General features: G+C 68.9%; 19 protein-coding genes. All 19 read left to right on the top strand.

Annotated features, from left to right (window positions below; all coding sequences use genetic code 11):
* The first annotated feature begins 445 nt into the window (after window positions 1–445).
* On the top strand, window positions 446–754 hold the full coding sequence (rpsJ, locus tag ECOMGDLI_RS20680; RefSeq protein WP_088289632.1) for a 30S ribosomal protein S10: 309 nt from the start codon (window positions 446–448) through the stop codon (window positions 752–754).
* A 14-nt stretch (window positions 755–768) separates the two neighbouring features.
* Window positions 769–1,413, top strand: a complete 645-nt coding sequence (rplC, locus tag ECOMGDLI_RS20675; RefSeq protein ID WP_088289633.1) for a 50S ribosomal protein L3 — start codon at window positions 769–771, stop codon at window positions 1,411–1,413.
* 1 nt (window position 1,414) lies between these two features.
* Window positions 1,415–2,098: a 50S ribosomal protein L4 gene (rplD, locus tag ECOMGDLI_RS20670; protein ID WP_088318762.1), complete on the top strand. Its 684-nt coding sequence runs from the start codon at window positions 1,415–1,417 to the stop codon at window positions 2,096–2,098.
* Window positions 2,099–2,103: 5 nt separating this feature from the next.
* Window positions 2,104–2,406 carry a 50S ribosomal protein L23 gene (gene rplW, locus ECOMGDLI_RS20665; protein WP_088289694.1) on the top strand — a complete coding sequence of 101 codons (303 nt, stop codon included), beginning with the start codon at window positions 2,104–2,106 and terminating at the stop codon, window positions 2,404–2,406.
* A gap of 35 nt (window positions 2,407–2,441) precedes the next feature.
* Window positions 2,442–3,278: a 50S ribosomal protein L2 gene (rplB, locus tag ECOMGDLI_RS20660; protein WP_088318761.1), complete on the top strand. Its 837-nt coding sequence runs from the start codon at window positions 2,442–2,444 to the stop codon at window positions 3,276–3,278.
* A gap of 15 nt (window positions 3,279–3,293) precedes the next feature.
* The gene (gene rpsS, locus ECOMGDLI_RS20655) at window positions 3,294–3,575 is read left to right on the top strand and encodes a 30S ribosomal protein S19 (RefSeq protein ID WP_088289636.1); all 282 of its coding nucleotides are present in this window, start codon (window positions 3,294–3,296) and stop codon (window positions 3,573–3,575) included.
* A gap of 66 nt (window positions 3,576–3,641) precedes the next feature.
* Entirely contained in the window at window positions 3,642–4,052 is a 411-nt protein-coding gene (gene rplV, locus ECOMGDLI_RS20650; protein WP_088289637.1) for a 50S ribosomal protein L22, read from the top strand.
* The gene (gene rpsC / locus ECOMGDLI_RS20645; RefSeq protein WP_088289638.1) at window positions 4,052–4,897 is read left to right on the top strand and encodes a 30S ribosomal protein S3; all 846 of its coding nucleotides are present in this window, start codon (window positions 4,052–4,054) and stop codon (window positions 4,895–4,897) included. The genes rplV and rpsC overlap by 1 nt, the downstream gene beginning before the upstream one ends.
* 3 nt (window positions 4,898–4,900) lie before the next feature.
* Entirely contained in the window at window positions 4,901–5,320 is a 420-nt protein-coding gene (gene rplP, locus ECOMGDLI_RS20640) for a 50S ribosomal protein L16 (RefSeq protein WP_088289639.1), read from the top strand.
* Complete coding sequence (gene rpmC / locus ECOMGDLI_RS20635) at window positions 5,320–5,553, top strand: 50S ribosomal protein L29 (protein WP_088289640.1); 234 nt, start codon at window positions 5,320–5,322, stop codon at window positions 5,551–5,553. The genes rplP and rpmC overlap by 1 nt, the downstream gene beginning before the upstream one ends.
* The gene (rpsQ, locus tag ECOMGDLI_RS20630; RefSeq protein ID WP_088318760.1) at window positions 5,550–5,855 is read left to right on the top strand and encodes a 30S ribosomal protein S17; all 306 of its coding nucleotides are present in this window, start codon (window positions 5,550–5,552) and stop codon (window positions 5,853–5,855) included. The genes rpmC and rpsQ overlap by 4 nt, the downstream gene beginning before the upstream one ends.
* A 118-nt stretch (window positions 5,856–5,973) precedes the next feature.
* Window positions 5,974–6,342 (top strand): 50S ribosomal protein L14, encoded by a 369-nt coding sequence (gene rplN / locus ECOMGDLI_RS20625; protein ID WP_088289642.1) that lies wholly within the window; start codon window positions 5,974–5,976, stop codon window positions 6,340–6,342.
* Window position 6,343: 1 nt separating this feature from the next.
* Window positions 6,344–6,697 (top strand): 50S ribosomal protein L24, encoded by a 354-nt coding sequence (rplX, locus tag ECOMGDLI_RS20620; protein WP_088289643.1) that lies wholly within the window; start codon window positions 6,344–6,346, stop codon window positions 6,695–6,697.
* A complete protein-coding gene (rplE, locus tag ECOMGDLI_RS20615) occupies window positions 6,697–7,278 on the top strand; it encodes a 50S ribosomal protein L5 (RefSeq protein ID WP_088318759.1) in 582 nt (193 codons plus the stop codon). Before rplX ends, rplE begins: the two co-directional genes overlap by 1 nt.
* A 1-nt stretch (window position 7,279) precedes the next feature.
* Window positions 7,280–7,465, top strand: coding sequence for a type Z 30S ribosomal protein S14 (locus ECOMGDLI_RS20610; RefSeq protein WP_088289645.1), 186 nt, complete (start codon window positions 7,280–7,282; stop codon window positions 7,463–7,465).
* A gap of 57 nt (window positions 7,466–7,522) precedes the next feature.
* The gene (locus ECOMGDLI_RS34780; protein ID WP_158220595.1) at window positions 7,523–7,666 is read left to right on the top strand and encodes a hypothetical protein; all 144 of its coding nucleotides are present in this window, start codon (window positions 7,523–7,525) and stop codon (window positions 7,664–7,666) included.
* Window positions 7,663–8,061: a 30S ribosomal protein S8 gene (rpsH, locus tag ECOMGDLI_RS20600; protein WP_088289647.1), complete on the top strand. Its 399-nt coding sequence runs from the start codon at window positions 7,663–7,665 to the stop codon at window positions 8,059–8,061. The genes ECOMGDLI_RS34780 and rpsH overlap by 4 nt, the downstream gene beginning before the upstream one ends.
* Window positions 8,062–8,076: 15 nt before the next feature.
* Window positions 8,077–8,616 carry a 50S ribosomal protein L6 gene (gene rplF, locus ECOMGDLI_RS20595; RefSeq protein WP_088318758.1) on the top strand — a complete coding sequence of 180 codons (540 nt, stop codon included), beginning with the start codon at window positions 8,077–8,079 and terminating at the stop codon, window positions 8,614–8,616.
* The gene (gene rplR / locus ECOMGDLI_RS20590) at window positions 8,616–9,005 is read left to right on the top strand and encodes a 50S ribosomal protein L18 (RefSeq protein ID WP_088318757.1); all 390 of its coding nucleotides are present in this window, start codon (window positions 8,616–8,618) and stop codon (window positions 9,003–9,005) included. Before rplF ends, rplR begins: the two co-directional genes overlap by 1 nt.
* Window positions 9,006–9,026: the final 21 nt, after the last annotated feature.

Here is a 9,026-nt window from a genome sequence, read left to right as displayed (position 1 = left end):
TCTGACGAGGTGGGCGGCGGCCCGCGGCACGCCCTCTGCGGGCGCGCCGCACACCGCGGGCCCGGGGTTCCGGGCGGCGGAGGGCAGGCCGGCGGTGACCCCGCCGGTGCGCCGTCCGACGCCCTTCCGGGGCCGGCGGAGCACCACAGCACGACGTGCGCGCCCACCGGGCGCGCGTCCAGAGGCGGATTCGCCAAGGGCTGTCCGGTTCTGGCACACTGTTCAGGTTGTTCGGTGCGCTGAGGTCCTTGCCTTGCGCGCCGCTGTCCGGCTCCTGCCGGGTCGACGACCATCTCGAGATCGAGGCACCGGAAGGTGCCGGGGCCAGTCCGTGCGAAGCGCGCGACACGCCCGACCTCGGGGGTCGGAGACCCACGGCGGTCGGCGGCCGCGAGGAACCCGTGACGAGAAGCACCGGATCGAAGAGAGAGAGCACAGCGAAGCGATGGCGGGACAGAAGATCCGCATCCGGCTGAAGGCCTACGACCACGAGGTCATCGACAGTTCGGCGCGCAAGATCGTCGACACGGTCGTTCGTACCGGTGCGTCCGTGGCCGGCCCGGTGCCGCTGCCGACCGAGAAGAACGTGTTCTGCGTGATCCGTTCTCCGCACAAGTACAAGGACAGCCGCGAGCACTTCGAGATGCGCACGCACAAGCGGCTCATCGACATCATCAACCCCACGCCGAAGACGGTCGACTCGCTCATGCGGCTCGACCTCCCGGCCGGGGTCGACATCGAGATCAAGCTCTGAGGGACCTCGCAGTCATGACGAAGCAGATCAAGGGTGTCCTGGGCGAGAAGCTCGGTATGACGCAGGTCTGGGACGACGCCGGCAAGCTCGTGCCGGTCACCGTCGTCCAGGCCGGGCCGTGTGTCGTGACCCAGGTGCGCACCGCAGACAACGACGGTTACGACGCCGTGCAGATCGCCTTCGGGGCGATCGACCCGCGCAAGGTGAACAAGCCGATGTCGGGGCACTTCGAGAAGGCAGGCGTGACTCCGCGCCGCTTCGTCGTCGAGCTCCGGACGCCCGATGCGGGCGAGTACACGCCGGGCCAGGAGGTGACCGCCGAGCTCTTCGAGTCCGGGCAGGTCGTCGACGTGGTCGGCCGTACCAAGGGCAAGGGCACCGCGGGTGTCATGAAGCGCCACGGCTTCAAGGGCCTCGGCGCCTCCCACGGCACGCAGCGCAAGCACCGTTCGCCCGGTTCCATCGGCGCCTGCGCGACCCCCGGTCGCGTCTTCAAGGGCGTCCGGATGGCGGGCCGGATGGGCGCCGAGCGCCAGACCACCCAGAACCTCACCGTCCACGCCGTCGACGCCGAGCGCGGGCTGCTCCTCATCAAGGGCGCCGTCCCCGGCCCCCGGGGCGCCGTCGTCCTGGTGAAGACCGCTGCGAAGGGAGCCTGACATGGCGACCGTCGACGTGCTCGACCCCACGGGCAAGAAGGCCGGCACGGCCGACCTGCCCGACGAGGTGTTCGACGTCCAGACGAACGTCCCGCTGATCCACCAGGTCGTCGTCGCCCAGCTCGCCGCGGCGCGCCAGGGCACGGCCTCCACCAAGAACCGTGGTGAGGTCTCCGGCGGCGGCAGGAAGCCGTACAAGCAGAAGGGCACCGGCCGCGCCCGTCAGGGCTCGACCCGTGCGCCGCAGTTCACCGGTGGTGGGGTCGTCCACGGCCCGACGCCGCGGGACTACTCGCAGCGCACGCCCAAGAAGATGAAGGCCGCCGCCCTGCGCGGCGCCCTCTCGGACCGGGCCCGTCACGGCCGGATCCACGTGCTGTCCAGCCTCGTCGAGGGCGAGCAGCCGTCGGCGAAGTCGGCGCTCGCGGCGCTGCTCAACGTGTCGACCCGCAAGAACCTGCTCGTGGTCGTCGAGCGTGACGACAACGTCGCGTGGAAGAGCCTGCGCAACCTCGAGCAGGTCCACGCGATCGTCGCCGACCAGCTGAACACCTACGACGTGCTCGTCTCCGACGACGTGGTGTTCACCGCCGGTGCGCTCGAGGCCTTCGTCGCCGGCCCGGTCAAGGGCAAGGGCGTCAAGGCCGTCGCGTCCGAGAGCGAGACCGAGGAGGCTGCGCTGTGAGCACCATCGGCAACGTCCACAAGGACCCGCGCGACATCCTGCTCGCGCCGGTCGTCTCCGAGAAGAGCTACGGGCTCCTCGACGAGGGGAAGTACACCTTCCTCGTCGACCCGCGGGCGAACAAGTCCGAGATCAAGCGCGCCGTCGAGGCTGTCTTCGGCGTCACGGTGTCCTCGGTCAACACGGCCAACCGTCAGGGCAAGACACGCCGGACCAAGTTCGGTACCGGTCAGCGCAAGCACACCAAGCGCGCGATCGTCACGCTCAAGGACGGCACCATCGACATTTTCGGCGGTCCGGTCGCCTGACGGCCCGGCTGATCTGACTCGAGGACTGAAACCCCATGGGAATCCGTAAGTACAAGCCGACGACGCCGGGCCGACGTGGCTCGTCCGTCGCCGACTTCGTCGAGATCACCCGGACCACGCCTGAGAAGTCGCTCGTCCGTCCGCTGTCGAAGAACGGCGGGCGGAACAACGCCGGTCGTGTCACGACGCGGCACCAGGGCGGCGGCCACAAGCGTGCGTACCGCGTCATCGACTTCCGTCGTCACGACAAGGACGGAGTGCCGGCCAAGGTCGCGCACATCGAGTACGACCCCAACCGCACGGCGCGCATCGCGCTCCTGCACTACGCGGACGGCGAGAAGCGCTACATCCTCGCGCCGAACAAGCTGTCGCAGGGTGACCGCATCGAGAACGGCCCGTCGGCCGACATCAAGCCGGGCAACAGCCTCGCGCTGCGCAACATCCCGGTCGGTACGGTCGTGCACGCCATCGAGCTCCGCCCCGGCGGCGGCGCCAAGATCGCCCGTTCCGCGGGGGCCTCGGTGCAGCTCGTCGCCAAGGACGGCCCCTACGCGCAGCTGCGCATGCCGTCGGGCGAGATCCGCAACGTCGACGTCCGCTGCCGCGCGACGATCGGTGAGGTCGGCAACGCGGAGCAGTCGAACATCAACTGGGGCAAGGCCGGCCGTATGCGGTGGAAGGGCAAGCGCCCGACCGTCCGTGGTGTCGCCATGAACCCCATCGACCACCCGCACGGTGGTGGTGAGGGCAAGACCTCCGGCGGCCGTCACCCGGTCAGCCCCTGGGGCCAGGCCGAGGGTCGTACGCGCAAGCCGAACAAGCCGAGCGACTCCCTCATCGTCCGTCGCCGTCGTACCGGCAAGAAGCGCTGACAGGAGCCCTGAACGATGCCTCGCAGTCTGAAGAAGGGCCCCTTCGTCGACGACCACCTCCAGAAGAAGGTGGACGTGCAGAACGAGAAGGGGACCAAGAACGTCATCAAGACCTGGTCCCGTCGCTCGATGATCATCCCGGGGATGCTGGGTCACACGCTCGCGGTGCACGACGGCCGCAAGCACGTCCCGGTGTTCGTCACCGAGTCGATGATCGGCCACAAGCTGGGGGAGTTCGCTCCGACCCGGACGTTCCGCGGCCACGAGAAGGACGACCGTAAGGGCCGCCGCCGCTGACGCGGTGGCCGGTCGTTCACAGAAAGCTCAAGGACAACCCCAGTGGTAGAAGGCAAGGGGACAGCGATGGAAGCCAAGGCGCAGGCGCGGTACGTCCGCGTCACGCCCATGAAGGCCCGCCGCGTCGTGGACCTCATTCGTGGCCGGGACGCCCAGCAGGCGCTCGCGGTGCTCGAGTTCGCCCCTCAGGCGGCGAGCGAGACCGTTCGCAAGGTCGTGCAGAGCGCGATCGCGAACGCGCGGGTGAAGGCCGACAAGGCGTCGGAGCCGTTCGACGAGCGTGAGCTCTTCGTGTCGGCGGCCTACGTCGACGAGGGCCCGACGCTCAAGCGCTTCCGGCCACGTGCGCAGGGTCGCGCGTACCGGATCAACAAGCGCACGAGCCACATCACGGTCGTGGTCGCACCGCGGCCGGCCAAGTCCGGCGCCGGGGCATCGCCCGCGGCGAAGTCGAGTACGAAGGGGAGGACCCGATAGTGGGGCAGAAGGTCAACCCGCACGGGTTCCGCCTCGGTATCACCACCGAGCACAAGAGCCGTTGGTTCGCCGACTCCACGAAGACCGGTCAGCGTTACCGGGACTACGTGAAGGAGGACGTGGCGATCCGCAAGCTCATGTCCAAGGGCATGGACCGTGCAGGCATCAGCCGTGTCGAGATCGAGCGCACGCGGGACCGCGTCCGCGTCGACATCCACACCGCCCGGCCGGGCATCGTCATCGGCCGTCGCGGCGCGGAGGCCGACCGCATCCGCGGCGAGCTCGAGAAGCTCACGGGCAAGCAGGTGCAGCTGAACATCCTCGAGGTCAAGAACCCCGAGATCGACGCGCAGCTGGTCGCCCAGGGCATCGCCGAGCAGCTCGCGAGCCGCGTGTCCTTCCGGCGCGCGATGCGCAAGGGCATGCAGTCGTCGCTGCGCGCGGGTGCCAAGGGCATCCGGGTCCAGTGCTCGGGCCGCCTCGGCGGCGCCGAGATGAGCCGGTCGGAGTTCTACCGCGAGGGTCGTGTGCCGCTGCACACGCTGCGCGCGAACATCGACTACGGCTTCTACGAGGCCCGCACGACCTTCGGCCGCATCGGCGTGAAGGTCTGGATCTACAAGGGTGACGTGACGAGCCGCGAGCTCGCCCGCGAGCAGGCGGCTGCGCCGCGCGCTCCGCGGCGCGAGGGCGGCCGTGACGGCGGCCCGCGCGGCGACCGCGCGGCCCGTCCGCAGCGTCGCCGTCCCGACAGCGCTCCCGGTCAGGACGCGGCCCCCGCCGCGGCCGCGCCGGCTGCCGAGGCTCCGGCCGCGGCCGAGCCGACCAGTGGAACGGAGGCCTGAGCCGTGCTCATCCCCCGTCGTGTGAAGCACCGCAAGCAGCACCACCCGGACCGTACGGGCGCTGCGAAGGGTGGCACGGCTGTGACGTTCGGCGAGTGGGGCATCCAGGCCCTCGAGCCGGCGTACGTGACCAACCGGCAGATCGAGGCCGCTCGTATCGCGATGACCCGCCACATCAAGCGTGGCGGCAAGGTCTGGATCAACATCTACCCGGACCGTCCTCTCACGAAGAAGCCCGCCGAGACCCGCATGGGTTCCGGCAAGGGCTCGCCCGAGTGGTGGATCGCGAACATCAAGCCCGGCCGCGTGATGTTCGAGCTGTCGTTCCCCAGCGAGAAGGTGGCTCGTGAGGCGCTCACCCGCGCCATCCACAAGCTGCCGATGAAGTGCCGGATCGTCCGGCGCGAGGGCGGTGACCTCTGATGGCAGTGGGTTCCAAGGACCTGGCTCCGGAGAACCTGCGGGCTTTCGACGACGATCGTCTCGTCGAGGAGCTCCGCAAGGCCAAGGAGGAGCTGTTCAACCTGCGCTTCCAGTCGGCCACCGGGCAGCTCGAGAGCCACGGCCGCCTGCGCGCCGTGCGCAAGGACATCGCGCGGATCTACACCATCATGCGCGAGCGGGAGCTCGGCATCACCGAGGGGCCGCAGGCATGAGCGAGACGAGCGAGAAGGCTGCAGTGAGCGAGACCAGCGAGACCGAGGAGACGCGCGGGTACCGCAAGACCCGTCGCGGCTACGTCGTGAGCGACAAGATGCAGAAGACCGTCGTGGTCGAGGTGGAGGACCGGGTCAAGCACCCGCTCTACGGCAAGGTCCTTCGGCGTTCGCACAAGGTCAAGGTGCACGACGAGCAGAACACCGCCGGCGTGGGCGACCTCGTGCTCATCATGGAGACCCGGCCGCTGTCGGCGACGAAGCGCTGGCGTCTGGTCGAGGTCCTCGAGAAGGCCAAGTAAGACGTTCGGTGCCGTCCGGCCGGGGTGACCCGGCCGGACGTGCGCCACAGGCAACTGCCATTTCAGTTCCGCAAGGCTCCCTCGCGGGAGAACCGGCGCGACGACAGGAGCAAACGAAGTGATCCAGCAGGAGTCGCGACTGCGAGTCGCCGACAACACGGGTGCCAAGGAGATTCTCTGCATCCGCGTTCTCGGTGGCTCCGGTCGCCGCTACGCGGGCATCGGCGACGTCATCGTCGCGACCGTCAAGGACGCGATCCCGGGCGGCAACGTCAAGAAGGGCGACGTCGTCAAGGCGGTCATCGTCCGCACGGTCAAGGAGCGCCGCCGTCCCGACGGCTCGTACATCCGCTTCGACGAGAACGCAGCCGTGATCCTGCGGGCCGACGGGGACCCCCGCGGTACCCGCATCTTCGGCCCGGTGGGCCGCGAGCTGCGCGACAAGAAGTTCATGAAGATCATCTCGCTCGCGCCGGAGGTGCTCTGACATGGCGAAGATCCGTATCAAGAAGGGCGACACCGTCCAGGTGATCTCCGGCCCCAAGTCCAACAAGGGCAAGCAGGGCAAGGTCATCGCGGTGTACGTCGAGACGAACCGGGTCCTCGTCGAGGGCGTCAACCGGATCAAGAAGCACACCAAGGTGGGCACCTCGGGCCGCGGGGCGAAGACCGGCGGCATCATCACGCAGGAAGCCCCCATCCACATCAGCAACGTCGCGCTGGTGGACCCGGAGACGAAGAAGCCGACCCGCGTCGGCATCCGCACCGAGACCGTCGAGCGCGACGGCCGCACCAAGACCGTGCGCGTCCGGTTCGCCAAGCGCTCGGGTAAGGACATCTGATGACGAGCGACACGGTCGAGACGACCGGCACGAAGGTGCTGCCGCGGCTCAAGACGCGCTACCGCGAGGAGATCGCGCCGGCGCTCCGCAAGGACTTCTCGTACCCGAACGTCATGCAGACGCCCGGTCTGGTGAAGATCGTCGTCAACATGGGCGTCGGCGAGGCGGCCCGTGACTCCAAGCTGATCGAGGGCGCGATCCGCGACCTGGCCGCGATCACCGGCCAGAAGCCGCAGGTCACCAAGGCCCGCAAGTCCATCGCGCAGTTCAAGCTGCGCGAGGGCATGCCGATCGGCTGTCACGTGACGCTGCGCGGCGACCGGATGTGGGAGTTCCTCGACCGGCTGCTGTCGGTCGCGCTCCCGCGCATCCGCGACTTCCGCGGCCTGTCGCCGAAGCAGTTCGACGGGCGGGGCAACTACACGTTCGGTCTCAACGAGCAGTCGATGTTCCACGAGATCGACCAGGACCGCATCGACCGGGTCCGGGGCATGGACATCACCGTCGTGACGACCGCGACGACGGACGACGAGGGTCGGGCGCTGCTGCGTCACCTCGGCTTCCCCTTCAAGGAGAACTGACGTGGCCAAGACCGCACTGATCAACAAGGCCAACCGCAAGCCCAAGTTCGCCGTCCGCGGCTACACGCGCTGCCAGCGCTGCGGCCGTCCGCACTCGGTCTACAAGAAGTTCGGCCTGTGCCGCGTGTGCCTTCGTGAGATGGCGCACCGCGGCGAGCTGCCGGGCGTGACGAAGAGCAGCTGGTAACCGGCGATGGCAACCCTCGAGCTGGTCCCCCTGCGGTCCACGCTTCCCACGGGCCGGATGACGCTGCGACACAGCATCCCGGCCTTCAACCCCGTCGTCCTGGACCTCGAGTCCGTGGACGACATCATGACCACTACGCCGCAGGTCGCCGAGCTCGGTGACGGCGAAACCGCGGCGAGGAAGGGCGGCGAAGCCCGATGACCATGACCGACCCGATCGCAGACATGCTGACTCGTCTGCGCAACGCGAACTCGGCCTACCACGACGCCGTGAGCATGCCGTACAGCAAGCTCAAGGCGCACGTGTCCGAGATCCTCCAGCAGGAGGGCTACATCGCCTCCTGGAACGTTGCGGACGCAGAGGTCGGCAAGACGCTGACGATCGTCCTGAAGTACGGGCCCAACCGGGAGCGCTCGATCGCCGGCATCCGGCGCATCAGCAAGCCCGGTCTGCGCGTCTACGCGAAGTCGACGAACCTGCCGCGCGTGCTCGGCGGCCTGGGTATCGCGATCCTCTCGACGTCGTCGGGCCTGCTGACCGACAAGCAGGCGAACAAGAAGGGCGTGGGTGGGGAAGTCCTCGCCTACGTCTGGTGACGGGAGAGTAGACAGATGTCCCGCATCGGCAAGCAGCCCATCCCGGTCCCCTCGGGCGTCGACATCAACGTCGACGGCCGAGAGGTGACGGTCAAGGGGCCCAAGGGCACCCTGTCCCACGAGGTCGCCGGCGCTCTCGTCGTCCAGCGCGAGGACGACAAGCTCGTCGTCGTGCGCGCCGACGAGGAGCGCAGGACCCGTGAGCTCCACGGCCTCACCCGGACCCTCATCTCCAACATGGTCGTGGGTGTCACCCAGGGCTACGAGAAGAAGCTCGAGATCGTCGGCACGGGTTACCGCGTCGTCGCGAAGGGCTCCAACCTCGAGTTCGCCCTGGGGTACAGCCACCCCATCACCGTCGAGCCGCCGGCCGGCGTGACCTTCGCGGTCGAGGCGCCCACGCGCTTCTCCGTGTCGGGCATCGACAAGCAGCAGGTCGGCGAGGTCGCGGCCAACCTTCGCAAGCTCCGCAAGCCCGACCCCTACAAGGGCAAGGGTGTTCGCTACGCGGGCGAGCAGGTCAAGCGCAAGGTCGGAAAGGCTGGGAAGAAGTAATGGCAGTCGGTCTGAAGCGCAGCGGTGGCGGCGCCGGCAAGGGGTCCGTCGCGGCCCGCGTCCGCCGGCACGTCCGTGTCCGCAAGCACATCGTCGGCACGACGGCGCGTCCGCGCCTCGTCGTGACGCGGTCCGCCCGGCACCTCTTCGTCCAGGTCGTCGACGACTCGGTCGGCAAGACCGTGGCCTCGGCCTCCACCATGGAGGCCGACCTGCGCGCCCTCGAGGGCGACAAGACGGACAAGGCCAAGCGGGTCGGCGAGCTCGTCGCCGCCCGGGCCAAGGCCGCGGGCGTCGAGTCGGTCGTGTTCGACCGGGCCGGCAACAAGTACCACGGCCGGGTGGCCGCGGTGGCCGACGGCGCACGCGAGGGTGGTCTGGCGCTGTGACGTACGCACGGACCGCAGTGA

The sequence above is a fragment of the Kineosporia sp. R_H_3 genome, assembly GCF_002198675.1.
Lineage (GTDB): Bacteria > Actinomycetota > Actinomycetes > Actinomycetales > Kineosporiaceae > R-H-3.
The sequence above is the reverse complement of the archived record's forward strand: the minus strand, read 5'-3'. Positions and strand labels throughout refer to the sequence as shown.

Bases quoted from the DNA above. Each gene is read 5' to 3' on its own strand.
- rpmC (WP_088289640.1), top strand. From the start codon at position 5,320: ATGGCAGTGGGTTCCAAGGACCTGGCTCCGGAGAACCTGCGGGCTTTC.
- rplE (WP_088318759.1), top strand. From the start codon at position 6,697: ATGACGAGCGACACGGTCGAGACGACCGGCACGAAGGTGCTGCCGCGG.
- rplD (WP_088318762.1), top strand. From the start codon at position 1,415: ATGGCGACCGTCGACGTGCTCGACCCCACGGGCAAGAAGGCCGGCACG.
- rpsJ (WP_088289632.1), top strand. From the start codon at position 446: ATGGCGGGACAGAAGATCCGCATCCGGCTGAAGGCCTACGACCACGAG.
- rplC (WP_088289633.1), top strand. From the start codon at position 769: ATGACGAAGCAGATCAAGGGTGTCCTGGGCGAGAAGCTCGGTATGACG.
- rplX (WP_088289643.1), top strand. From the start codon at position 6,344: ATGGCGAAGATCCGTATCAAGAAGGGCGACACCGTCCAGGTGATCTCC.
- rplB (WP_088318761.1), top strand. From the start codon at position 2,442: ATGGGAATCCGTAAGTACAAGCCGACGACGCCGGGCCGACGTGGCTCG.
- rplF (WP_088318758.1), top strand. From the start codon at position 8,077: ATGTCCCGCATCGGCAAGCAGCCCATCCCGGTCCCCTCGGGCGTCGAC.
- rpsS (WP_088289636.1), top strand. From the start codon at position 3,294: ATGCCTCGCAGTCTGAAGAAGGGCCCCTTCGTCGACGACCACCTCCAG.
- rpsH (WP_088289647.1), top strand. From the start codon at position 7,663: ATGACCATGACCGACCCGATCGCAGACATGCTGACTCGTCTGCGCAAC.
- rpsQ (WP_088318760.1), top strand. From the start codon at position 5,550: ATGAGCGAGACGAGCGAGAAGGCTGCAGTGAGCGAGACCAGCGAGACC.
- rplR (WP_088318757.1), top strand. From the start codon at position 8,616: ATGGCAGTCGGTCTGAAGCGCAGCGGTGGCGGCGCCGGCAAGGGGTCC.
- rplV (WP_088289637.1), top strand. From the start codon at position 3,642: ATGGAAGCCAAGGCGCAGGCGCGGTACGTCCGCGTCACGCCCATGAAG.
- ECOMGDLI_RS34780 (WP_158220595.1), top strand. From the start codon at position 7,523: ATGACGCTGCGACACAGCATCCCGGCCTTCAACCCCGTCGTCCTGGAC.